Consider the following 23538-nt stretch of genomic DNA (forward strand, 5'->3'; position numbering starts at 1 on the left):
ATATATGACCGTCAAAGTTATCGTCACTGATATGGACGGAACTTTTCTTGATGACGCCAAAAAGTACGATCGCACGCGGTTTATGGCGCAATTCGAGCAACTCCAGCAGCGCAATATCGAATTCGTGGTTGCCAGCGGCAACCAGTACTACCAGCTCATCTCCTTCTTCCCGGAGCTTAAAGACCGCATCTCCTTCGTCGCCGAAAACGGCGCGCTGGTCTACGAACACGGCCAACAGCTGTTCCACGGCGAACTGACCCGCCACGAATCCCAGGTGGTGATGGGCGAGCTGTTAAAAGGCGGCGGCCTGAACTTTGTCGCCTGCGGGCTTGAAAGCGCCTATATCAACGAAGCCGCGCCGCAAGAGTTTGTCGATCTGATGGCGGAGCACTATCACCGCTTAAAGCCAGTGCGCGACTTCACGCAGATTGACGATACGCTGTTTAAATTCTCCCTGAATTTACCGGACAGCGAGATCCCGGCGCTGGTTGATGAGCTGCACACCTCCCTCGACGGGATTATGAAACCGGTGACCAGCGGCTTCGGCTTTGTCGATCTGATTATCCCCGGCCTGCATAAAGCCAACGGTATTTCGCGTCTGCTCAAGCGCTGGAACCTCTCCCCGCAAGCATGTGTGACGCTGGGCGATAGCGGAAACGACGCCGAGATGCTGCGCATGACCGACTACTCTTTCGCCATGGGCAACGCCACCGACGCGATTAAAGCCATTGCTCGTTACCAGACCGATGACAACAACCACCACGGCGTGCTGAATGTGATTCAGGCCGTGCTGGATAACACTGCCCCGTTCGACCGCTGATCTCACTGCCGACGCCCCGCCGTCGGCACTCTCCCTCTGCCTTTTCCCGCTTTGTGCAATCCATCAAGTTTTTAAACTTGCATTAACTTATTTTTAACTTAGATTGTCATTTGTAATCTTAATTACTTTCGAATGAAAGAAAGAGGTGCCTATGACGTTTACCCATGAAACCCTTCCTGCCGACCACAAAGCCGCCATCCGCCAGATGAAACAGGCGCTGCGTGCGCAGATTGGCGATGTACAACAGCTGTTTGATCAACTCAGCGCGCGGATTAGTGAGCGCGTGGAGGAGATTAAGGTGATAAAAGCACGCGGCGAATCCGTCTGGCCGCAGTTGAACTATGCCGATATCGCTGCCGGGCGTGTAACAGAAGCGCAGCGCGCGCTGATCAAGCATCGCGGCTGTGTGGTAATCAAAGGCCATTTCCCGCGCGAGCAGGCGCTGGGTTGGGATCGCGCGATGCTCGACTACCTGGCGAAAAACCGTTTTGATGAAGTCTATAAAGGCCCGGGCGACAGCTTCTTCGGCACGCTGGAGGCTTCGCGCCCGGAGATCTACCCGATCTACTGGTCGCAGGCGCAGATGCAGGCGCGCCAGAGCGATGAGATGGCGGCCGCGCAATCTTTCCTCAACCGTCTGTGGCGGTTTGAGAGCGAGGGCCGCACGTGGTTTAACCCCGATATCAGCGTCATCTACCCGGATCGCATTCGTCGCCGCCCGCCGGGCACCACCTCGAAAGGGCTGGGGGCGCATACGGATTCCGGCGCGCTGGAGCGCTGGCTGCTGCCCGCCTATCAGCGCGTGTTTACCAATGTCTTTAACGGCAATCTGGATCAATATGATCCATGGGATGCGGCGCACCGCACCGAGGTGGAGGAGTACACGGTTGAGAACACCACCAAATGTTCGGTGTTTCGCACCTTCCAGGGCTGGACGGCGCTGTCCGATATGATCGCTGGTCAGGGGTTGCTGCACGTGGTGCCGATCCCCGAGGCGATGGCCTACATTCTGCTGCGCCCGCTGCTGGATGACGTGCCGGAAGATGAGCTGTGCGGCGTGGCACCCGGCCGCGTGCTGCCGGTTTCAGAGAAGTGGCACCCGCTGCTGATGGAAGCGCTGAGCAGCATTCCTGCGCTGGAAGCGGGCGATTCCGTCTGGTGGCATTGCGATGTGATCCACTCAGTCGCCCCGGTGGAAAACCAGCAGGGCTGGGGCAATGTGATGTATATCCCCGCTGCCCCGCTGTGTGAGAAGAACCTGGCTTATGCCCGCACCGTGAAGATTGCGCTGGAACAAGGCGCTTCGCCCGGTGATTTCCCGCGCGAGGATTATGAGCGCGACTGGTCAGGCCGCTTTACGCTCGCCGATCTGAATGGACACGGTAAGCGCGCGCTGGGGATGGAGAGTTAAGCATCATACAGCCCGTCGCCGGCCACGGCGGTGCGTCGCTGCCCTGGACGTATCCGCCGCACCGACTCGCGCACTGCCAGCGTGCCGTTTAACAGCAGCGAGCCGGTCGGTGCCTGTGGGCGGATCAGGCGCTGCTGCAATAGCTGCACCGCTTCCGCACCCAGTTCATCGCGCGGAACATGCACCGCGGTGAGCGGCACATCCTGAATTGCCGCAAGGTTAAAGGCGTCGATGCTCATCACCGACACATCCTGCGGCACGCGCAGGCCGCGCTGCAACAGCGCCTGCACCGTCCCCTGCGCCATAAAATCGCCGCTGACCAGAAACGCGGTCGGCGGCGTTTTGTTCGACGGCTCGTCCAGCCACTCCGCCACCCGCAGCGCTGCCTCTTTGGCGCTAAAGCTGGGTACGGTGATGAGATCCCGTTTGCTGTTAAAACGCAGGTTCTGCTGTTGCCACGCCGCTTTAATGCCTGCGAGGCGCAGATCCATGGTGTAACGGCGCAGGCACATCACATTCACCACATCGCGGTGGCCCATATCAAAGAGATAGCGGGCAGCAAACTCGCCGATGGTGCGGTGATCCGGCGCAATGGAAGGCAGGCGCATACGCCCATCGCGGCAGTTGATCAGCACGCAGGGTTTGCCGATATCCGCCGCAAGCTCGTGAATATGGGTATCGTCAATGCCGAGCAGGATCGCCGCCTGGGTCTCTGGCGCATTCATACGCGCCAGAAATTCATTAGCGTCGCTGTCCAGCTCCTCCAGCGCGCAGTAGCGCAGCCGCACGTCATGAGGCTCCAGTGCTTTATTGATGCTCTGAATGACACGGTAGTAAAAGATGTCGGAGCGCTCATCAAAGGCGCGCTGCGGCGCAAAGACAATCAGGTTATTGAGCAGCAGCCGTCCGGCGGCAATCCCCTCCATCACCCCCAGTTCACGGGCGCAGGCCAGCACCGCCGCGCGCGCTTTTTCGCTGGTGTTGGCTTTTCCCGCCAGCACCCGCGAAACGGTGCTGGTCGACAGATTTGTGCGCCGGGCAATTTCGCTGATTTTGAGCTTTTTATCCATTCTGTGATCTTGCTCCGTTTGTGAAATGGGAAAATTTTCATAAAGCGCAAAGCCTGTTATTTATGGCTTTGATTGCAGTTTGCCGCAATATTTGGTCGATTGATGAGAATCCTTGCACAAAATCGACTTTAGCCGCGCTTTTTTCTCCCCTACGGTAAATGTGTCATACAACTTCCATACTAGTTGTGTGTGTTCTTAAGACAAAAACCAAGAAAAAAATCATCACGCGCGCCTGGCGGTATAACAACTTTTCACCCGGCCGCGATAACGCAACGTCCCTACAAAACGATGAGCGGAGAACACCATGAGCCAGGGGATTAACAACGACGTGGCGGCCACAAGCAGTCGCCGGATCTTCAAAAAATTACGCTGGTGGATGCTGATACTCTTTCTGTTTGGCGTGACGGTGAACTACATCACCCGTAACTCGCTGGGCATCCTCGCACCGGAACTGAAAACCAGCCTCGGTATTACCACCGAACAATATTCATGGATCGTCGGCGCATTTCAGCTGGCGTATACCCTGTTCCAGCCGCTCTGTGGCTGGTTAATCGATGTGATTGGCCTGAAAGTGGGCTTTATGGTCTGCGCGATCATCTGGGCGCTGGCCTGTATGTTCCACGCTGGCGCAGGCAGCTGGATCCATCTGGCGATTTTGCGCTTTACCATGGGCGCGTCGGAAGCGGCGGCAACGCCCGCTAACGCCAAAACCATCGGCGAGTGGTTCCCGAAATCGGAGCGTCCGGTCGCTGCTGGCTGGGCGGGCGTCGGCTTCTCCATCGGCGCGATGCTGGCACCGCCAATTATCTACTTCGCCCACGCCTCGTTTGGCTGGCAGGGGGCGTTTATGTTTACCGGCGTGCTGGCGCTGCTGTGGGTGATTTTGTGGTGGGCGTTTTATCACAACCCAGACAAGCACCCGAACCTCAGCCGCGAAGAGCTGGCCTTTATTCAGCAGGATAATGAGCCGCCGGCGGTGAAACTGCCCTTCCTTACCGCGTTGAAAAACGTTTCGAAAAACAAACGCTTCTACGGCATCGCTATTCCGGCCTTTATGGCGGAACCAGCGTGGGCGGTGCTGAGCTTCTGGGTGCCGCTCTATCTGGCGAAAGAGCACGGCATGGATCTGAAACAGATTGCGATGTTCGCCTGGCTCCCCTTCCTCGCCGCCGATCTCGGCAGCGTCGCCAGCGGCTATCTCACCAAACTCTATACCCGCTGGTTCGGCTGCTCGCGCGTCAACTCGGTGGTTGCCAGTTCCCTGACCGGCGCGTTCCTGATGATCTCGCTGGCCATTGTGGCGATCACCCGCGATCCCTATATCACCATTGTGCTGATCTCGATTGGCGGCTTCGGCCACCAGATCATCTCCTGCATGTTGAGCGCGCTAGTGGTCGAGTCCTTCGACAAAGGCCAGATGGCAACCGTCAACGGCATGCGCGGCTCGGCGGCGTGGATCGCCAGTTTCCTCTTCTCACTGCTGATTGGCGTTACCGCCGACAAGATTGGCTTCAACCCGCTGTTTATTGCCATGGGTTTCTTTGACCTGATTGGCGCTATTTTCCTGGTGGCATTTATTGCTGAACGTCGCGCAAAACGCGCCTGATTGTGGAAGTCTGCTATGAAAACGCTGAAGAACTGGACGTTACAAAAACAGAGCGCTCATCACGTTGAGCTATTGGTTGATGGGCAACATACGCTCTGCCTCTATGTGCTGGAAGCGAACCTGTTTCGCGTGCTGATTAAGCGCAAGGGCGAGCTGGCGCTGGCGCGCACCTGGAGCATCGCGCCAGAGGAGGATGTGCCGTGGGAGGGGCGCAGCCGTGAGGATCTGAGTGGTTTTAGCCTGCCCGCGTGGAAGCTTGAACAGCAGCAGGAGAGGCTGACCGTTGAGAGCGAGACTCTGCGCGTAACGGTGCACCAGCCGTTATGGCTCGAGTGGCACTACCGCAATGAAGCGGGCGAGTGGCAGTGGCTGGCAGGCGATCGCCCCACCAGCGCTTATCAGATCAATGCTCACGGTGACGGCGTGGCGCACTATCTCAGCCGTAAAAAGGAGGAGCGTTTTTACGGCCTCGGCGAGAAAGCGGGCAACCTGCAACGCACCGGCCAGCGCTATGAGATGCGCAACCTCGATGCAATGGGCTACAACGCGGCAAGCACCGACCCGCTCTATAAACATGTCCCTTTCACCCTCACCCGCCGGGATGATGTCAGCTACGGGCTGTTTTACGACAACCTCAGCAGCTGCTGGCTGGATCTCGGGAATGAGATCGATAACTACCACACCGCCTATCGCCGCTGGCAGGCGGAAGCGGGCGATATCGATTACTACATTTTTACCGGCGCGCGTGCGCTGGAGGTCACTAAAGCCTTTGTGCGCCTGACGGGCAAAACCCTCTTCGGGCCGAAGTGGAGCCTCGGCTACAGCGGCTCGACCATGCACTACACCGATGCGCCGGATGCGCAAAACCAGCTGATGAACTTTATTCGCCTGTGTGAAGAGCATGCGATCCCCTGCGACTCGTTCCAGCTCTCATCGGGTTACACCTCGATCAACGGCAAACGCTACGTCTTTAACTGGAACTACGACAAAGTGCCGCAGCCGAAGGTGATGAGCCAGGCGTTTCACGATGCCGGGCTGAAGCTGGCGGCCAATATCAAACCCTGCCTGTTGCAGGATCATCCGCGCTATCACGAAGTGGCAGAGAGAGGCCTGTTTATTCGCGATTCGGAAAACCCCGGGCCGGAGCGCTCCAGCTTCTGGGATGACGAGGGTTCGCATCTCGATTTCACCAACCCGCAGACCATTGCCTGGTGGCAGGAGGGCGTGACTACGCAACTGCTGGAGATGGGGATCGATTCCACCTGGAACGACAATAATGAGTTTGAAGTGTGGGATGGCGAAGCGCGCTGCGCGGGCTTCGGTCAGGAGATCGCCATCAAGCATATTCGCCCGGTGATGCCGCTCCTGATGATGCGCGCCTCGATGGAAGCACAGCAGCGTTTCGCGCCGGACAAACGCCCTTATCTCATCTCCCGCTCCGGCTGCGCCGGGATGCAGCGCTATGTGCAGACCTGGAGCGGCGATAACCGCACCAACTGGCAGACGCTGCGCTACAACACCCGCATGGGGCTGGGGATGAGTTTGTCCGGGCTGTATAACGTCGGGCACGATGTTGGCGGCTTCTCCGGTGATAAACCCGATGCCGAGCTGTTTGTGCGCTGGGTGCAGAACGGCGTGATGCATCCGCGTTTTACTATCCACTCGTGGAATGATGACCAGACGGTAAACGAACCGTGGATGTACCCGGCGGTAACGCCTGCGATCCGCAGCGCGATTGAGCTGCGCTACCGCCTGCTGCCCTATCTCTACACTCTGCTGTGGCAGGCGCACGCCGATGATGAGCCGATGCTGCGCCCAACCTTCCTCGATCATGAACACGATGCGCAGACCTTTGAGGAGTGCGACGACTTCCTGCTCGGGCGCGATCTGCTGGTCGCCAGCGTCGTTGAGCCGGGCCAGCGCGAGCGTTCTCTCTGGCTGCCCGCCAATGAGAGTGGCTGGTACGATTTTTATACCGGGGCGTGGTACGCGCCGGGTCAGTGGGTGACGCTGGATGCACCGCTGGAAAAATTACCGCTGCTGGTGCGCGCCGGTGCCGGTTTACCGCTGAGCGATCGCATTCGTCATGTGGAGGCAAAAAGCGACACCTTCCGCGAACTGCAACTCTTCCCGCTGAAAGGCACCGGGCGTTCCAGCGGCCTGCTGTTTGAGGATGATGGCGAGTCGTGGGGTTATAAAGAGGGCAATGCGCTGTGGTTAAGCTGGGAGATGGTCTGCGACAGCGAAACCATAAACCTTGAAATCACCGTGCGCGGCGATTACCGCCCGGCGTGGCAGACGTTGAATGTCACCTTGCCCGCCGGGGAAAAGCGCCGGTTAGTGATTAACGGCGAGCCCGCAACGGCGTGGTCATTCAGGTAAAAAAATGCCGGATGGTGGCTTACGCCTTATCCGGCCTACAAAAGCAGTAACGATCCCGTAGGCCGGATAAGCGTTTACGCGCTATCCGGCATCGGCTCCTTTGCCGGATGGCGGCTTCGCCTTATCCGGCCTACAAAAGCAGAGCGATCCCGTAGGCCGGATAAGCGTTTACGCGCCATCCGGCATCGGCTCCTTTGCCGGATGGCGGCTTACGCCTTAACCGGCCTACAAAAGCAGTAACGATCCCGTAGGCCGGATAAGCGTTTACGCGCCATCCGGCAATGTGTTCCTTTATTTACCTAAGTATTTCGCGTTGCAGGAAGGCGGCAAACCTGAGTATCCCCGGGAGCTTACTGAAGTAAGTGACCGGGGTACGACGGTGCAGCCAACGCACCTGCGGCGTGAAAGACGACGGTAAATTTATTCGATACCTTTGGTACGCAAATAATCTTCATAGTTACCGGTGAAATCGACCACGCGCTGCGGCGTAATCTCAATCACGCGGGTTGCCAGTGAGCTTACAAATTCACGGTCGTGCGAGACGAAAATCAGCGTGCCCTGGTACATCTCCAGCGCCATGTTCAGCGATTCGATCGATTCCATATCCAGGTGGTTGGTCGGTTCGTCCATCACCAGAATATTCGGTTTTTCCATCATCAGCTTGCCGAACAGCATACGGCCCTTCTCGCCCCCGGAGAGCACCTTCGCCGGTTTCTTGATATCGTCCTGGCTGAACAGCAGACGACCCAGGATGCTGCGCACCGCCTGCTCGTCATCGCCCTCTTGCTTCCACTGGCTCATCCAGTCGAACACCGTCAGGTCGTTATCGAAATCTGCCGCGTGATCCTGCGCGTAGTAGCCGATGCGGGCGTTTTCCGACCACTTCACCGTACCGCTCTCTGGCGTAAGCTCGCCGACCAAGGTTTTCAGCAGCGTGGTTTTACCGACGCCGTTAGTACCGAGGATGGCGACTTTCTCGCCCACTTCCATCAGCATATTGAAGTTTTTAAACAGCGGGCCGTTATCAAAGCCTTTAGTCACCTGCTCCACTTCCAGCGCGTTACGGAACAGTTTCTTATCCTGCTCAAAGCGGATGAACGGGTTCTGACGGCTGGAGGCTTTCACCTCGTCGAGCTTGATCTTATCGATCTGGCGGGCGCGGGAAGTTGCCTGACGCGATTTAGAGGCGTTGGCGCTAAAGCGGCTGACGAAGGATTGCAGCTCGGCAATCTGCGCTTTCTTCTTGGCGTTATCCGACAGCAGACGCTCGCGCACCTGGGTGGCGGCAGTCATATATTCGTCGTAGTTGCCCGGATAGACGCGCAGCTCGCCGTAGTCGAGATCCGCCATGTGGGTGCAGACCATGTTCAGGAAGTGACGGTCGTGCGAAATGATGATCATGGTGCTGTCACGCTCGTTCAGCACCTGCTCCAGCCAGCGAATGGTGTCGATGTCCAGGTTGTTGGTTGGTTCATCGAGCAGCAGAATATCGGGGTTAGCGAACAGCGCCTGGGCCAGCAGCACACGCAGTTTCCAGCCGGGGGCAACTTCGCTCATCGGGCCGTAATGCTGTTCAACCGGAATACCGACGCCGAGCAGCAGTTCGCCCGCGCGCGCTTCCGCCGAGTAGCCATCCATTTCGCCATACAGCACTTCGAGATCGGCCACTTTATAGCCATCTTCTTCGCTCATCTCGGCGAGGCCGTAAATGCGGTCGCGCTCCTGCTTCACTTCCCACAGCTCGGCGTGGCCCATGATCACCGTGTCGAGCACGCTGAAGGCTTCGAAGGCGAACTGATCCTGACGCAGCTTACCGATGCGCTCGTTCGGATCGAGAGAGACGTTACCCAGCGACGGCTCTAAGTCGCCGCCGAGGATCTTCATAAAGGTGGATTTACCGCTCCCGTTCGCGCCGATCAGGCCGTAACGGTTGCCGCCGCCAAATTTGACGGAAATGTTTTCGAACAGCGGCTTACTGCCGAACTGCATGGTGACGTTGCTGGTGACTAACACGGCGATATCCTGAAATATGTGACAAACGCCATAGTATGCCACAATTCCGAATTAGATTCTTGCCCGCTGTCAGGCCGCTACACTGCAAACAACGGGAAAAAAGTGTGATTTCGTCAACATCTGAATTCCCTGGACGGGGGAATGCACATATAATGCGCTTCCTGCATTCTCAACCCAACGGCCAGTGTGGCAATAATCTCGCACAACATGAATATGAAATTAAGAACTCTCTTCGCGGCGGCCTTTGCTGTCGTGGGATTTTGCAATAGCGCGTCTGCTGTGACTTATCCGCTGCCGACTGATGGCAGCCGTCTGATTGGTCAGAACCAGGTCGTAACCATTCCTGAAGGCAATAACCAGCCGCTGGAATACTTTGCGGCTGAATACCAGATGGGTCTCTCCAACATGCTGGAAGCTAACCCGGGCATTGACGCCTATCTGCCGAAAGGTGGCACGGTAATGAACGTTCCGCAGCAGCTGATCCTGCCGGATACCGTTCATGAAGGGATTGTGATTAACAGTGCGGAGATGCGCCTCTACTACTACCCGAAAGGCACTAACACGGTGATCGTGCTGCCAATCGGTATTGGTCAGTTGGGCAAAGATACCCCGATTGCCTGGACCACCAAAGTCGAGCGTAAAAAAGCCGGTCCGACCTGGACACCGACGGCAAAAATGCACGCCGAATATCAGGCAATGGGTCAACCGCTGCCGCCGGTAGTACCGGCAGGCCCGGATAACCCGATGGGTCTCTACGCGCTCTATATTGGCCGCCTGTATGCGATCCACGGCACTAACGCCAACTTCGGTATCGGCCTGCGCGTGAGCCACGGCTGTGTGCGTCTGCGTAACGACGACATCAAATTCCTGTTCGAGAATGTGCCGGTTGGCACCCGCGTACAGTTTATTGATGAGCCGGTAAAAGCGACCACCGAACCGGATGGCAGCCGCTATATCGAAGTTCACAACCCGCTCTCCACCACCGAAGCGCAGTTTACCGGCGGCGAAATCGTGCCGATCGCGCTGACCAAAGCGGTGCAGACGGTGACCAGCCAGGCGGACGTTGATTCAAGCGTGGTTGACCAGGCGATTCAGAACCGTTCCGGTATGCCGGTACGTCTGAACTAATATGCTGTCGGTTTGAATGCCGGATGGCGCTGCGCTTATCCGGCCTACAACTGATTTAAAAAGCGGAGCGTCGGCTCCGCTTTTTTTATGTTGCTTGCCGGATGGCACAAGCAATCAGTGTTGATGTATCGCGTAGGCCGGATAAGGCGTAGCCGCCATCCGGCAATAATAAAAACAGCGCTTTTATCCGTGGTTAACCACAATCACCCCGCCGTGATCGTAGCGGTAATGGCAATGGGCATACTCCAGCGGCGTGCCATCTTCCAGGTAGATAACCTGCTCCACCTCCAGCACCGGATCGGTCTCGTCACAATTGAGGTACTGCTTATCTTCCTCGCACGGCTTCAGCGCGCGGACAATGCGGTACGACCCCATGATTTTTAACGCCAGATCGTCCTGCACATAGCGAAACACCGAGCTTTCCAGATGGCTGCGATTGAGCCCCGGCACCAGGTTTACCGGCATCAGTGTGAACTCCAGCGACACCGGCTCGCCCTCCAGCAGACGCAGGCGTACAAAGTCATACACCGGCTCATCCGGCCCCACCAGCAGCGAAGCCTGCTCTTTTTCGCTGGCAAAACGAAGATCGAAGCGCACGATCTTGCTCGTCACTTCGCCAACGTTCTCCCAGGTTTTTGTGGCTCCAAAATAGTCGCTGCCCGGCAGATCCCAGCGCGACAGCTGGAGGAAGTTTTTGCGGATAAAGGTGCCCTGCCCCTGGCGGGTATAGACCAGCCCCTCAACAATCAGCTGACGCATCGCCTGTTGGATAGTCATGCGGCTGGTATTAAACTCCGCCGCCAGCGCGAACTGATCCGGCAACGGCGCGCTGGCAGGATACTGCTGGCTGAGGATGCGCCGCTTAATTTCCCGCGCGATGGTGATATATTTTGCCGCCATGACCCGTCCCGGTAATTTAGTCTATCCCATTGTTTCTTAAGGCCACTCTCTCGGCAATTTTGAGGAAAGGCAGGTAGAAGAATACACCAAAGATGATGATTATCAACTGAACCACCACCGCCCGCCAGTCGCCCGCCGTCGCCAGCCAGGCGCTTAAAATCGGTGGCGTAGTCCACGGGATCATCACCACGCAGCGCGCCATCCAGCCCATCGTGGTGCAGAACCAGGCAAACCAAATCCCAAGCGCCGGTAGCAACACAAAGGGGATCATCAGCGGCAGGTTAAAGACAATCGGCAGGCCGAAAATCACCGGTTCGTTGATGTTGAACAGCCCCGGCGAAATGGCCAGCCGCGCCACCTGCTTTGCCGACTGCTGTTTTGCGAAGATAAAGATAGCGATCAGTAGAGAGAGCGTGCTGCCAGTGCCGCCAATCATGCCGAAAGTCGGCACAAAAATACTGTTGATGATATGCGGGATCGGCTGGCCGTTGGCAAAGGCGAGCATATTCTCATTGGTGTTAATCAACAGCAGCGGTTCGAGGATCACGCCGTTGACCACCGTCTGGTGAATGCCGAGCGTAAAGAGGAAGTTGCCGAAGCTGTAGATAAACAGCGTGCCCGGCAGGCTGGTGTTGATCTGGCGCAGCGGCTGCTGAATCAGGGTGGTGATGAGATGGATCAAATCCGTATGCAGCAGGTTCGCCAGCAGTGCCGCCACCATCGCGAAGAGCGACAGCGTGATGATGGTCGGGATCAGCGCCGAGAAGGATTGCCCCACCGCCGACGGCACATTATCGCCAAGTGAAATGGAGAAGCGCTTCACGCTGGCAACGCGGATAAACAGCTCCGTCGAGAGCAGGCCGATAATCACCCCGGCAAAGATGCCGGTGGTGCCGATATTGGCAAACGACAGCATCTGCGCAACGCTCACCGTGGTTTTACTCCCCACCGGCACCACATCAAGCTGCATCGGCATCATGATAATAAAGCTGGCAATCGCAATGACCACCGCTGAGACCGGGTTTTCGAAGTTCTTATTGCGCGCCAGCGACCAGGCGGTCATTGGCGCAATCAACAGGGCCGCGATATTCAGCGTGCCGTTAATCACCGCTTCGCCCCACACCTTAAAGCGTGCCAGCGTCTCGCCCTCCAGCACCCAGGGGAAAATGACGTTATTGATCAGCACCGCCAGCCCGGCGAGGATGAAAATCGGCATCACCGCCGCGAACGCGTCGCGCAGGGATCGCAGATGCACCTGGTTTGCCAGGCGGGCGGAGAACTCCACGAACTTATCGACGAATAACTGCATTTTCGGCGTGATTTTTGTCTCAGACATTGCGCTGCCCTCTTATCACTGCGTTACATGTCACGCCCGTTGCTACGGATCACCCGTTGCAGCCAGCGGTAGCTCTTTTTCGGTACGCGTCGCATATCCTTCAGGTCGTGGTTATCGCGGTTAACGTAGACCACGCCGTAGCGTTTGCGCATATCGCCCTGAGAGCTGAGGATGTCGATAAGCCCCCAGCCGAGATAGCCAATCACCTGCGCGCCATCTTCAAACATCGCATCCTGCATCGCCTGCAGATGATCGCGGTGATAGGCAATGCGGTACTCATCATCAATCGGGTTGACGCCGTCCCACTCCTCAATCACGCCGATGCCGTTCTCAATCGGGAAGACCGGCAGCCGCCAGTCGTTGTAGTAGCGGGTAATGATGGCGCGAAAACCGAGGGGATCGATCTGCCAGCCCCACTCCGTCGCTTCAAGGTAAGGGTTAGGCTTGTCACCTTCGTGCAGGTAGTAGTTGACCGGCGTATCCGTGCCAATGGCGTCGCTATCCAGCGTTTTGCTGGCGTAGTAGCTAAAGGCCATAAAGTCGTTTTTGACGCGCGCAATCTGCGTCAAATCCTCATCACGGTAGATATCGCCGAAGCCCTCTTTTTCCACCACCGCCATCACCGCCGGGCTGTAACCCTGCCCGGCGTAGACGCGCAGCAGGTTCTGATTGAGGAATTCGTCATACTGCATGGCACAGAAGATATCGCGTGGTTTGCAGGTGGCCGGGTAGATGAGCTGGTGCGCCAGCATGCCGCCCATCAGTTTGCCGGGCTGGGTATCGTGCAGATAGTGGGTCAGCAGCACGTGCGCCATCATCACGTGGTGCTGGATCTGGTAAAGCTCGCGCAGGGTTTTCTCGCCCTGCATATAGCCGCCAACCTGAAACGCGCCGGGCATATGGTAGATATTCTGCTCGTTAAAGGTGAGCCAGTACTTCACCTTGCTGCCGAAGCAGTCGATCATCTTCTGGCCGTAGCGCACAAAGGCGTCCAGCACGTGGCGATCGACAAAACCGTTATACTTTTCCGCCAGCGCCAGCGGCATATCGAAGTGGTAGAGGCAGACCATCGGCTCAATACCGCGCGCCAGCAGACCATCAATAAAGCGCGCGTAAAAATCGATGCCCTCCTGATTGAATTCACCATCGCCCTCAGGGCAGACGCGGCTCCAGGCGATCTGAAAGCGGTAGCAGTTCATGCCCAGATCCTGCATCAGGTCGAAATCTTCCTCATAACGGTGATAGGAGTCGGTGGCGACTTTCCAGTCGGAGGCAAATTCGCTGGCCTCGCGGATATCGTAGACCGACATCCCTTTTCCGCCCTCATTCCACGCCCCTTCGGTCTGCATGCTGGAGACAGAGTTGCCCCATAAAAAACCGGTCGGTAATGTTCTGCTCATTGCGCTTTCTCCATGACTAGTCATTTCGTGTATATGACTAGTCATATAGCGAATGGCGAAAAAACAGGCAAAGAGAGAAGCGCGGTTTTGTGACGCTTTTCGAAAGAATTGTGTGAAACGGGAGAGATGAGCGGTGCAAAGTGCAGCAGGCCGGATAGCGTTAATGCTTATCCGGCCTGTGCTTTATTTCTGAGGGTAAATTACTGCTGATTCAGTTGATTACGGCGATACTCGCCCTGGCGCTCCAGCATCCAGCCGGGGTATTCACGCGGCAGCGCGCTGACGGCATCAAGCTGTTTAAGCTCTTCGTCGCTCAACTGCACGCTCGTTGCGGCAAGGTTATCATCCAGCTGTTCCGGGCGTTTCGCGCCGATAATCACGCTGGTCACCGCCTGCTGATGCAGCAGCCAGGCCAGCGCGATTTGCGCCACGCTAACGCCTTTGCTGTCGGCAATAGTGCGCATCACATCCACGCAGTCGAAGGCGCGATCTTTATTCACCGGCGGGAAGTCAAACTCCACCCGGCGACCGCCCGCTTCGGCTTTGCCATCGCGGTCATATTTGCCGCTCAGCAGGCCGCCCGCCAGCGGGCTCCAAACCATCAGCCCGACATTTTCGCTCTGCATCATCGGCACCAGCTCACGCTCCAGATCGCGTCCGGCAATCGTGTAATAGGCCTGTAGCGAAGCAAAACGCGCGAGGCCCAGGCGCTCAGAGATGCCCAGCGCTTTGGCAATCTGCCACGCCGCCCAGTTAGAGACGCCGATATAGCGCACATGCCCGTGCTGCACCAGCGTATCGAGGGCGTACAGCGTCTCTTCCATCGGCGTCGCCGGATCAAACCCGTGCAACTGATAGAGATCGATATGATCGAGTTGCAGGCGCTTGAGGCTCGCTTTCACGCTCTGAATAATGTGAAAGCGCGAACTGCCGCGCGAGTTGACGCCCGCGGTGCCGGTTTCGCCAAAGACTTTGGTGGCCACCACCACATTTTCGCGCGGCACCTTCAGGTTTTTTAACGCCTGGCCGGTGATCGCTTCTGAGCGTCCACCGGAGTAAACATCAGCGGTATCAATAAAGTTGATCCCGGCATCAAGAGCGCGACCCACCAGCTCTTCAGCCTGTGCCTGCTGCAGCTGGCCGATTTTGCCCCACATATCCTCCTGACCGCCGAAGGTCATGGTGCCGAGGCAGAGTTCAGAAACAAACAGTCCGGTATTGCCCAGTTTTTTGTAGCGCATGGTAGCGTCTCCTCATCGGTTGTTTGACGCAATCAGTTATACGCTCCGTGCCTGCGCGGCGAATGTGGGGATCCTGCCTGTTTCTTGCCCAATCCTCTGATTATCCGCGCGGCGCGTCGCCAAAGACTTTGTAATCAGGCAGTTGCACATTCTGGTACGGCTCCCAGCCGCCGCCGAGGGCTTTGTAGAGCGCGACGAGATCGAGGCTGCTCTGCACCCGCGCCTGCTCGCGCTGCTGGCTCGCCTGCGCCAGCTGGCGCTGGGCGTCGAGCACGTCGAGGAAGCTGGCAATCCCTTTGCGGTAGCTGTCGCTGGCAAGCGAGAAGGCGTTCTGCAACGCTTCCAGCGTCTTATCGAGGCTCGCCTCACGCTGCTGATCGGCGCGGTAGCTGACCAGCGCATTCTCGACATCGTTCAGCGCAGTGAGCACTGTCTGGCGATAATTGAGCACCGCGGCACCCTGCTGCGCACGCGCCAGCTTGACGCTCGACACAAGCCGTCCGCCCTGGAAAATAGGGATCGAGACCTGCGGGCCAAAGCTGTAGAAGTGGCTGCTCCAGTCCGTCAGCCAGTTGGTTTCGCTATTGCGCAGACCAAACTGGCCGCTAAGGGTCAGGCTCGGGAAGAGTTGCGCGACGGAGACGCCGATTTGCGCGGTCGCCGCATGCAGCGTCGCTTCCGCTTCGCGCACGTCCGGGCGACGGCGCGCTAAGGTGGAGGGAATGCCGGTCGGCACCACGTCCGGCAAGGCCGGGAGCGGCTGCGTGCCGCGCAGTTCGCTATCCAGCGCGCCCGGGGTTTTGCCGAGCAGCACCGCCAGCGCATTCATCGCCTGGCGCTCCTGCGCCTGGTACTGCGGCAGCTGCGCTTCAAGGTTCGCTGCCTGGGCGCGGGCATTCTCCACATCCAGCTGCGGCGATAGCCCGCCCTGCTGGCGGTTTTGCGTCAGGGTCAAGGTCTCCTGCGCACTCTCAATCTGCGTATTGAGTGAGGCAATGATGCTCTGCGCGCCGCGCAGTTGCAGCCAGGCGCGCGCCACTTCCGCTTCCAGCGACACCAGCGCATCGTTACGCTGCTCAATCGCCTGCTGCTGCTGAGCGGTGGTGGCCTCGACCTGACGGCGCACTTTGCCCCACAAATCCAGCTCCCACTGGGCATCAAAGCTGCCCTGGTAGAGATTGACCGGCTGAGTTAACGCGCCCAGCGCGCCGCTGACCGCCGGGTCGGCATTCTCCAGCTGGCCGTAGACATCATGAGATTTCAGCTCCCCTTCCAGCCCCAGCTGCTGGCGCGTCGCCTGTAGTGAGCCGTTCACCGCCGGCAGAAACGCGCCGCCCGCCTGGTTGATCTGCTCACGGGCACCGGCAATGCGCAGCACCGTCTGTTGCAGGGATAGATTTCCGGCAATCGCCCGTTCAATCAGGCTATTAAGCTGCGGCGAGTTAAAGGTCGTCCACCAGCGCGGATTAACCGCCTGCGGCGTCGCCCGGGATTTTACCGACGCATCACCCGGATCGTTCCAGCGCGCCGGGGTTTGCGGCTGCGCGGGCTGGTAATCCGGCCCGACCGCGCACCCGGCAAGGCACAGTGACAGAAAGGTAACGGGAAAATGACGCCATGCCATATTAATGTGCTCCTGCGCTGCCTTCGCTCTTGATCGGCGAAAGCAATAGACAAAATGGGATCAACAGAACCGCCACCACGCTCAATATGGTGAAGACATCGATGTAGGCCAGAATGCGCGACTGGGCGACCATCGTTTTGTACATCTGTCCGGTGGCGTTAGAGAAGGGATCGCCCGCCAGGCTGGTAAAGTTGCGCACCGACTCCGCCATCGACCGCAGCGCCAGCTGGAACTGCTCATTAAACGGCGACGTGTGTTCGGAGAGGTGCGACATATGCGCCTGCGAACGCTCGGTGATCGCCGCCGTTGAGAGCGAAATACCGATCGATCCCGCCACGTTACGGAACATGGTAAACAGCGCCGCCGCATCGGCATTCAGCTGCCGCGGAATGGTGATAAAGGCGATGGTGGTGAGCGGCACAAACAGGAAGCCCAGCCCGATCGACTGCGCGCTGCGGAACAGCACCAGCGTTTCAAAATCGACATCCGGCGTCAGCGAGCGCGTCCACCAGAAGGAGGCCGCCAGGCAGAAGAAGCCGAAGGCGATGATCCAGCGCGTCTGCACCACCGGCATCAGCTTCAGCACCAGCGGAATGGTTAACACAATCAATATGGCCCCTGGCGAGAGCACCAGCCCCGACCAGGTAGCGGTGTAACCGAGATCCTGCTGCGCCAGTTGCGGGATCACCACCGAGCTGCCATAGAGGATCATCGCCATCCCGGCCATCAACAGGCTGGAGACGGTAAAGTTTTTATCGGCCATGCAGCGCAGATCCACCACCGGCTTTTTGGCATACATCAGCCAGTAGATCGCGCCGACAATGCCTACCGCCGTCAGCACCGCAAAGATGCGGGTGAAGTCGGAGTTAAACCAGTCCTCATCTTCCCCGCGATCGAGCATCACCTGCAGGCAGCCTAGACCGAGGGCGATTAGGCCAATGCCTGGCCAGTCGATGGAGAGTTTCTGTTTTGATTTACGCTCCCACGGCGGATCTTCCAGCAACTGATAGATCGCCAGCACCGTAACGATGCCCACCGGGATATTGATAAAGAAGACCCAGCGCCAGGAGTAGTTATCGGTGATCCAGCCGCCGAGCGTCGGGCCAAGCACCGGGGCGACGATAATGGCGATGGAGGAGAGACCAAAGGCTTTGCCGCGATCTTCCGGTTTAAAGTAATCCAGCAGCACCGACTGCTGCGTCGGTTGCAGGCCGCCGCCGAAGAAGCCCTGCAAAATACGAAACAGAATGATCTCCCACAGCTCGGTGGCGATACCGCACAAGAAGGAGCAGATGGTGAACATCACAATGCAGATAAGGAAAAACTGTTTGCGGCCAAAGGTACGGCTAAGAAAAGCCGAGATGGGCAGCACAATCCCGTTCGCCACCAGGTAGCTGGTCAGCACCCAGGTGGATTCGTCATAACTGGCGGAGAGCGACCCGGCGACGTGCGGCAGCGCCACGTTGACGATGGTGGTGTCGAGGATCTCCATAAACACCGCGAGGGTGACGACCCACGCCACCGCCCACGGGTTACTGGCCGGACGCCAGTTTTCATGACTGTGGTCGGTCATTCCAGCGTAACCTTCGGTTCAACAGAGAGGCCAAGCGGTAACGGTTTGTTCGGATCCAGCCCCTTATCAATGACGATCTTCACCGGCACGCGCTGAACGATCTTCACAAAGTTACCGGTGGCGTTTTCCGACGGGAAGGCGGCGAACTTCGAGCCGCTCCCCTGCTGGATACTGTCGACATGCCCTTCCAGCTCCAGATCTGGCCAGGCATCGACGGTGACCGTCACTTTATTGCCTGGACGCATGCGCTCCAGCTGCGACTCTTTAAAGTTCGCCGTCACCCACACCTCCTGGGAGACCAGCGAAAAGAGTGCGCTTCCGGCCTGCACCAGCGTACCGTTTTGCACATTACGCTTGGTGACATAGCCATCGAACGGCGCGCGGACATTGGTCCACGAAAGGTTGAGGTTAGCGGTTTCCAGCTGCGCTTTCGCCTGTGCTACTTGTTGCTCGCGCGCCTCGACGTTGGTCTCCTGCTGGCGGATCTGCAACTGCACCTGCTCGGCCACTTCCAGCTGCGCCTGCGCGCTGGCAAGCTGCGCCTGGGCACTGCGCAACTGCGCATTAGCGGTATCAATATTTTGCTGGGTGGTCGCGCGGGGATCGACACCGCGTTGACGTTTGTAAGCGGCTTCGGCGTTAGCCAGATCGGCCTTCGCTTTCAATACCTGCGCGCGGGCTTCATCCCGCTGCGCCGGGTACTGCACTTTAGAGAGCGCGAGCTGCGCCTGCGCCTGGTGAAGCTGCGCGGTTGCCAGCCCAAGCTGGGCCTGCGCCTGATCGCGCTGCGCGGTGGCATCGCGCGGATCGATCACCACCAGCAGATCGCCCTTTTTCACCCGCTGGTTATCTTTCACCCGTAGATCGGTGACGTAGCCCGCCACTTTCGGCGCAATGGTCACCGCATCGCCGTCAGTGAAGGCGTCATCGGTGGTCTCCTGGTTGCGGGTTAATAACCACCACACCAGCGCCACAACAACCATCACTACGACGACAATGCCGAGAATAATCAGCGGCTTCTTTCCGGGGCGTTTGCGGGGTTTGTCGTCTTGCTGCTCTTTTTCGTCGTCCTGAACGTCGTCAGGTTGGGTTCTCTTTTCTGCCATAATCTCGCAACGTTCCTGTCAGGTAACGGCGCCGAGGGTGCGCCGTTTACTAAACTTAGGCGGTTGCTATACATTTGCCAGGATAAACTGACAAATCAGCACTATATGACTAAGAGTAATCCGTATCCCACCAGCGCAGCCCACACCAGCAGCGGCATGGAGTAGAGATGGAAGCGCCACCAGATGCGACGATTGTTCGCCATACGCAGGGCAATAAGGTTCGCCAGCGATCCGGGCAGCAGGCCAAAACCACCGACGTTAACCGCCCAGGCGAGCAGCGTATCGGGCGGAACATAGTTGAGCAGCAGAATGGTCGCCGGCACATTACTGATAAACTGCGACAGGCCAATCGCGGTCAGCCATAAGCCAGGCGGCGAGAGCTGGCCGGTGCTGGCAAGCGTCGCGTGCAGCGCTGGCAGTTGCGTCAGCAGATGAACATCAATAAACATGGCGATAAACACCAGCAGTAGCGTCCAGTCAACGCTTATCATCACCCGGCGCGCCAGGAAGAGGAAGCCGACGGCGATAATCGCCAGCCCCCACAGCTCCTGCTTCAGCTCAAGCGCGGTGATAAAGACCAGGTAAAAGCCGAGGCAACTCCAGACCAGCTTCGGTTTCCACTCGCTCGAACTCTGCCCGCTATGGTAAGACAGCGCTTTCGCGGAGAAACAGAACCAGCACAGCACCAGCAAAGTGACCATCATGGCCAGCGCCAGCGGTGCCATCTGCCAGATAAAGGCCGGGAAAGAGAGCCCCGAACGGCCCCAAATCAGGATGTTCTGCGGGTTACCGATAGGCGTTAAAAGGGATCCGGCGTTGACCGCCAGCGCTTCAAAAATGATCAGCCGGTTAACCGGGATTTCGCACAGCTTCTTCAGCGTGATGGTCAGCGGCACGACAATAAAGAGCGCGACATCGTTAGTCAGAAAGGTAGAGAGCACCGCCGCCGCCAGCACGAGGAAAATAGCCAGCTGACGTTCATGCTGAAAACGGCGCACCATGCGTCGGCCAATCACATCAAAATAGCCGCTCAGCTCCACCCCTTTGGTCAGCAGCATTAAACCGCTAAGGGTAATAATGGTGTGCCAGTCGATGGCAGCGGGCCACTTCTTTGGCGCAAAGGGCACAAAGAAGCATAAGGCGACGCCGATTAACAGTAACAGGTGGAGAAAGCGGTCACGCGCCAGGGCGCGAATAAAAGGGAGGTTCATTCAGATGGCGTCTCGTGTTGCTGCGTGAAACGACGGAAACATTCAAGGGTCTCTTCGCTAACGTGGTGCTCCATCCCTTCCGCATCGCGCCGGGCGATATCCGGGCTGACGCCTAACACCAGCAGGAAACTCTCAACGATTTGGTGGCGCTCACGGCTCTCCTGCGCCAGCCTCTCCCCTTCGGCGGTGAGAAAGACGCCGCGCCACGGGATCTGCTCAATAAGACCGACCGAGGCGAGCCTTTTTAACATCTTCGCCACCGTGGGCTGCGACACGCCGAGGCGCGCGGCCATATCCACCTGGCGGGCTTCCCCCACTTCACGGATCAGATCGGAGATGAGTTCAACATAGTCATCAATCAGCTCGCGGCGGTGCGCTTCGCGGACCTGGCGGAAACCTTCGACATGCTCTTCGACATTAACCAGCGTCACTTTTTTTATTGTTTGCTTACCTGCGCGACGGTTCATAGTGCTTCCCCTGACGGTGAGACGCTGTGCAGCATCATATAAGAGAGGCGCATTGTAAACCATCCGTGAATCAGTACAAAAAATTAACGTATTAGCCGTAGCTATGTAATATAGCCTGTGCTATATCTGTATGTAATGCGTTCACCTTTCATGGATCGAAGGGGTCCTAATCATCAGGAGGTGACAATGAATGAGTTCAAGAGGTGTATGCGCGTGTTTAGCCACTCTCCCTTTAAAGTCCGTTTAATGCTGCTCAATATGTTGTGCGATATCGTCAACGGTAAGCCGCAGCCGAACGAAGATAAACCTACCCACTGATGCGGCGTCGCGGTACGCCGCTTCATTTTTCTGTCATCTTATCGCTTCATACTGACCTGTTTCCCCCAAAATCCGCGTAATTTTGCTGGATTTGCAATCACTCTCGCAAAACAATCTCTTAGCTGCTGTTGACCTTGAACCCGCCGCGCTTTATCTTTGCGCAGCCCTGCACTCAATGCGCACCGCAGACGCGGATCCCCTCCCCCTCTCAGCGCGCTGTCCGGCAGGTTTTGACCCTTACGCCAGGGTGAGCACATGGCGTTTCACGAAATCATCTATGAGCGTAATCCTTAAAGAGTCCGTTGCCCTGCGCGGTCAGTCGATCAATCCGTGGATTGGTTTCTATTTCCTGCAGTCCCTGTTAATTAACTTTGCGCTCGGCTACGAATTCAGCGTGCTCTATGCGGTGGTCTCCACCTGCGCGCTCTGCGTGCTCTGGCGTCATGCGCCGCGCGCGCAAAAAATCTTTCTGATCATCACCACGCTGGTGGCTGCCAGCTACTTTCCGTTTGGCCAGGCTTATGGCGCGCCCAACTTCAACACCCTGTTGGCGCTGCGTTCAACCAATATTGAAGAGTCGTCAGAAATTCTGACCATCTTCCCGTGGTATCACTACGTGATTAGCGTTGGCATCCTCGCGCTGGGCGTGATTGCGCTGCGCCGCCGGGTGTCGGTGCCTTCGACGCCGTGGCTGAAGTGGGACACGCTGGGGGTAATCTTTTGCGTCGCCGCCTACTTTATCGGCCCGGTACAGAACCACTTTCGCGGCTTTGAGTTCCGCCTGATCGACACCGGCGTGCCGGTGCTGCGCTTTGTGCGCGATGTCGCCTACAACTACCACGAAGTGAAGGTAGAAGAGGAGAACATGGCGCAGCTCTCCGGGATGAAAGATACCTGGACGGTCACCGCAGTTAATCCGAAGTATCACGTCTATGTGGTGGTGATTGGCGAGAGCGCGCGCCGCGATGCGCTGGGCGCTTTTGGTGGGCACTGGAACAATACGCCGTTTGCCAGCCAGGTGAATGGCGATCTCTTTACCGACTATATTGCCGCCAGCGGATCGACACAGAAGTCCCTCGGCCTGACCTTAAACCGTGTGGTCAACGACAAGCCGCAGTATCAGGATAACTTTGTCACGCTGGCGAGCCGCGCTGGTTTCCAGACCTGGTGGTTCTCAAACCAGGGGCAGATTGGCGAGTATGACACGGCGATTGCCAGCATTGCCAAGCGCGCCGATGAAGTGCAGTTCCTGAAACGGGGCGACTTTGAAGCGGATAAAAACACCCGCGATGAGGATCTGTTAAAGCTCACCAACCAGGTGCTGAGCGTGCGGCGTAATCAACCGCAGCTGATTGTGCTGCATCTGATGGGGTCGCACCCGCAGGCGTGCGATCGCACCGGCGGCAAGTACAACGAGTTTGTGCAGTCGAAAGAGACCTCCTGCTACCTCTACTCCATCACCCAGACGGACGATCTGCTGGGCAAGATCTACTCCCAGCTGCGCAACAGCGGCGAGAGCTTCTCGATGGTCTACTTCTCCGATCATGGTCTGGCGTTTAAAGAGCGCGGCAAAGAGGTGCAGTATCTCGCGCATGACGACCATTTTCAGCAGAACTTCCAGGTGCCGTTTATGGTGGTCTCAAGTGATGCGACTAAACATCGTCTGATTAAAGCGCGCCGCTCCGCCAACGACTTTTTGAGCTTCTTCTCGCAGTGGACCGGGATTACCGCCACGCAGATCAAAAATGCCTACCCGTTCATCTCGGGGAAAAAAGCGGGGCCCGTCTACGTAACCAACTTTAAGTTACAGAAAGTGGACTATAACCATCTCGGCACCGACCTGTTCGACACGCGCAGCAGCCGTTAACGGTCTATGCTTTTTGCAGGCAAAAAAAAATCCGCCCCTTGAGGCGGATTTTTATTATCGCAAAA

At 57.6% G+C, this 23538-nt stretch carries 18 protein-coding genes; 7 read left to right on the forward strand and 11 right to left on the reverse strand.

The window, feature by feature from the left end:
* Positions 1 to 4: 4 nt before the first annotated feature.
* Positions 5 to 820, forward strand: coding sequence for a Cof-type HAD-IIB family hydrolase (locus tag ABIC80_RS09440; protein WP_429176776.1), 816 nt, complete (start codon positions 5 to 7; stop codon positions 818 to 820).
* Between the two features lie 145 nt (positions 821 to 965).
* A complete protein-coding gene (locus ABIC80_RS09445) occupies positions 966 to 2231 on the forward strand; it encodes a DUF1479 domain-containing protein (protein WP_429176778.1) in 1266 nt (421 codons plus the stop codon).
* Here ABIC80_RS09445 and ABIC80_RS09450 read toward each other — a convergent pair.
* Positions 2228 to 3301: a LacI family DNA-binding transcriptional regulator gene (locus tag ABIC80_RS09450; protein WP_429176781.1), complete on the reverse strand. Its 1074-nt coding sequence runs from the start codon at positions 3299 to 3301 to the stop codon at positions 2228 to 2230. The two genes, ABIC80_RS09445 and ABIC80_RS09450, sit on opposite strands and share 4 nt — an antisense overlap.
* A 304-nt stretch (positions 3302 to 3605) precedes the next feature.
* Between ABIC80_RS09450 and ABIC80_RS09455 the strand changes: the two genes are divergently transcribed.
* Together ABIC80_RS09455 and ABIC80_RS09460 are read left to right on the forward strand one after the other, a co-directional pair.
* Positions 3606 to 4907 carry an MFS transporter gene (locus tag ABIC80_RS09455; protein ID WP_429176784.1) on the forward strand — a complete coding sequence of 434 codons (1302 nt, stop codon included), beginning with the start codon at positions 3606 to 3608 and terminating at the stop codon, positions 4905 to 4907.
* 15 nt (positions 4908 to 4922) lie between these two features.
* Positions 4923 to 7289 carry a TIM-barrel domain-containing protein gene (locus tag ABIC80_RS09460; protein WP_429176787.1) on the forward strand — a complete coding sequence of 789 codons (2367 nt, stop codon included), beginning with the start codon at positions 4923 to 4925 and terminating at the stop codon, positions 7287 to 7289.
* Positions 7290 to 7709: 420 nt separating this feature from the next.
* Here the strand turns inward: ABIC80_RS09460 and ABIC80_RS09465 are convergent, their stop codons facing one another.
* Positions 7710 to 9302, reverse strand: a complete 1593-nt coding sequence (locus ABIC80_RS09465; protein WP_023481823.1) for an ABC-F family ATPase — start codon at positions 9300 to 9302, stop codon at positions 7710 to 7712.
* 207 nt (positions 9303 to 9509) lie between these two features.
* Here ABIC80_RS09465 and ldtB point away from each other — a divergent pair, with 207 nt between their 5' ends.
* On the forward strand, positions 9510 to 10430 hold the full coding sequence (ldtB, locus tag ABIC80_RS09470) for a L,D-transpeptidase (protein WP_076769600.1): 921 nt from the start codon (positions 9510 to 9512) through the stop codon (positions 10428 to 10430).
* 183 nt (positions 10431 to 10613) lie between these two features.
* Here ldtB and ABIC80_RS09475 read toward each other — a convergent pair whose 3' ends face one another.
* The 9 genes from ABIC80_RS09475 to mntR all read right to left on the reverse strand — a co-directional run bounded on the left by ABIC80_RS09475 (position 10614) and on the right by mntR (position 21288).
* Positions 10614 to 11330 (reverse strand): GntR family transcriptional regulator, encoded by a 717-nt coding sequence (locus tag ABIC80_RS09475; protein WP_054804087.1) that lies wholly within the window; start codon positions 11328 to 11330, stop codon positions 10614 to 10616.
* Positions 11331 to 11346: 16 nt separating this feature from the next.
* The gene (locus ABIC80_RS09480) at positions 11347 to 12666 is read right to left on the reverse strand and encodes a PTS sugar transporter subunit IIC (RefSeq protein ID WP_429176790.1); all 1320 of its coding nucleotides are present in this window, start codon (positions 12664 to 12666) and stop codon (positions 11347 to 11349) included.
* A 23-nt stretch (positions 12667 to 12689) separates the two neighbouring features.
* The gene (locus tag ABIC80_RS09485; protein WP_429176793.1) at positions 12690 to 14066 is read right to left on the reverse strand and encodes a glycoside hydrolase family 1 protein; all 1377 of its coding nucleotides are present in this window, start codon (positions 14064 to 14066) and stop codon (positions 12690 to 12692) included.
* A gap of 200 nt (positions 14067 to 14266) precedes the next feature.
* Positions 14267 to 15307 carry an aldo/keto reductase gene (locus ABIC80_RS09490; RefSeq protein WP_288877177.1) on the reverse strand — a complete coding sequence of 347 codons (1041 nt, stop codon included), beginning with the start codon at positions 15305 to 15307 and terminating at the stop codon, positions 14267 to 14269.
* A gap of 100 nt (positions 15308 to 15407) precedes the next feature.
* Complete coding sequence (locus ABIC80_RS09495) at positions 15408 to 16931, reverse strand: efflux transporter outer membrane subunit (RefSeq protein ID WP_429176796.1); 1524 nt, start codon at positions 16929 to 16931, stop codon at positions 15408 to 15410.
* A 1-nt stretch (position 16932) separates the two neighbouring features.
* A complete protein-coding gene (locus tag ABIC80_RS09500; protein ID WP_429176797.1) occupies positions 16933 to 18504 on the reverse strand; it encodes a DHA2 family efflux MFS transporter permease subunit in 1572 nt (523 codons plus the stop codon).
* Entirely contained in the window at positions 18501 to 19610 is a 1110-nt protein-coding gene (locus tag ABIC80_RS09505; RefSeq protein WP_200135712.1) for an HlyD family secretion protein, read from the reverse strand. Before ABIC80_RS09505 ends, ABIC80_RS09500 begins: the two co-directional genes overlap by 4 nt.
* 101 nt (positions 19611 to 19711) lie before the next feature.
* Positions 19712 to 20821, reverse strand: a complete 1110-nt coding sequence (locus ABIC80_RS09510; RefSeq protein WP_429176800.1) for an anion transporter — start codon at positions 20819 to 20821, stop codon at positions 19712 to 19714.
* Complete coding sequence (gene mntR, locus ABIC80_RS09515; RefSeq protein ID WP_023481508.1) at positions 20818 to 21288, reverse strand: manganese-binding transcriptional regulator MntR; 471 nt, start codon at positions 21286 to 21288, stop codon at positions 20818 to 20820. Before mntR ends, ABIC80_RS09510 begins: the two co-directional genes overlap by 4 nt.
* 186 nt (positions 21289 to 21474) lie before the next feature.
* Here mntR and mntS point away from each other — a divergent pair, with 186 nt between their 5' ends.
* Together mntS and ABIC80_RS09525 are read left to right on the forward strand one after the other, a co-directional pair.
* Positions 21475 to 21606 (forward strand): manganase accumulation protein MntS, encoded by a 132-nt coding sequence (gene mntS / locus ABIC80_RS09520; protein ID WP_054804083.1) that lies wholly within the window; start codon positions 21475 to 21477, stop codon positions 21604 to 21606.
* Between the two features lie 277 nt (positions 21607 to 21883).
* Positions 21884 to 23473: a phosphoethanolamine transferase gene (locus tag ABIC80_RS09525; protein ID WP_429176802.1), complete on the forward strand. Its 1590-nt coding sequence runs from the start codon at positions 21884 to 21886 to the stop codon at positions 23471 to 23473.
* Positions 23474 to 23538 lie beyond the last annotated feature (65 nt).

It is taken from the genome of Kosakonia sp. 1610, assembly GCF_050435845.1.
Taxonomy (GTDB): domain Bacteria; phylum Pseudomonadota; class Gammaproteobacteria; order Enterobacterales; family Enterobacteriaceae; genus Kosakonia; species Kosakonia cowanii.

Excerpts from the sequence above, each read along its gene's own strand:
- ABIC80_RS09500 (WP_429176797.1), bottom strand. The coding sequence starts at position 18,504 with ATGACCGACCACAGTCATGAAAACTGGCGTCCGGCCAGTAACCCGTGG.
- ABIC80_RS09440 (WP_429176776.1), top strand. The coding sequence starts at position 5 with ATGACCGTCAAAGTTATCGTCACTGATATGGACGGAACTTTTCTTGAT.
- ABIC80_RS09495 (WP_429176796.1), bottom strand. The coding sequence starts at position 16,931 with ATGGCATGGCGTCATTTTCCCGTTACCTTTCTGTCACTGTGCCTTGCC.
- ABIC80_RS09455 (WP_429176784.1), top strand. The coding sequence starts at position 3,606 with ATGAGCCAGGGGATTAACAACGACGTGGCGGCCACAAGCAGTCGCCGG.
- ABIC80_RS09525 (WP_429176802.1), top strand. The coding sequence starts at position 21,884 with ATGAGCGTAATCCTTAAAGAGTCCGTTGCCCTGCGCGGTCAGTCGATC.
- ldtB (WP_076769600.1), top strand. The coding sequence starts at position 9,510 with ATGAATATGAAATTAAGAACTCTCTTCGCGGCGGCCTTTGCTGTCGTG.
- mntR (WP_023481508.1), bottom strand. The coding sequence starts at position 21,288 with ATGAACCGTCGCGCAGGTAAGCAAACAATAAAAAAAGTGACGCTGGTT.
- ABIC80_RS09510 (WP_429176800.1), bottom strand. The coding sequence starts at position 20,821 with ATGAACCTCCCTTTTATTCGCGCCCTGGCGCGTGACCGCTTTCTCCAC.
- mntS (WP_054804083.1), top strand. The coding sequence starts at position 21,475 with ATGAATGAGTTCAAGAGGTGTATGCGCGTGTTTAGCCACTCTCCCTTT.
- ABIC80_RS09490 (WP_288877177.1), bottom strand. The coding sequence starts at position 15,307 with ATGCGCTACAAAAAACTGGGCAATACCGGACTGTTTGTTTCTGAACTC.
- ABIC80_RS09460 (WP_429176787.1), top strand. The coding sequence starts at position 4,923 with ATGAAAACGCTGAAGAACTGGACGTTACAAAAACAGAGCGCTCATCAC.
- ABIC80_RS09505 (WP_200135712.1), bottom strand. The coding sequence starts at position 19,610 with ATGGCAGAAAAGAGAACCCAACCTGACGACGTTCAGGACGACGAAAAA.
- ABIC80_RS09485 (WP_429176793.1), bottom strand. The coding sequence starts at position 14,066 with ATGAGCAGAACATTACCGACCGGTTTTTTATGGGGCAACTCTGTCTCC.
- ABIC80_RS09450 (WP_429176781.1), bottom strand. The coding sequence starts at position 3,301 with ATGGATAAAAAGCTCAAAATCAGCGAAATTGCCCGGCGCACAAATCTG.
- ABIC80_RS09480 (WP_429176790.1), bottom strand. The coding sequence starts at position 12,666 with ATGTCTGAGACAAAAATCACGCCGAAAATGCAGTTATTCGTCGATAAG.
- ABIC80_RS09475 (WP_054804087.1), bottom strand. The coding sequence starts at position 11,330 with ATGGCGGCAAAATATATCACCATCGCGCGGGAAATTAAGCGGCGCATC.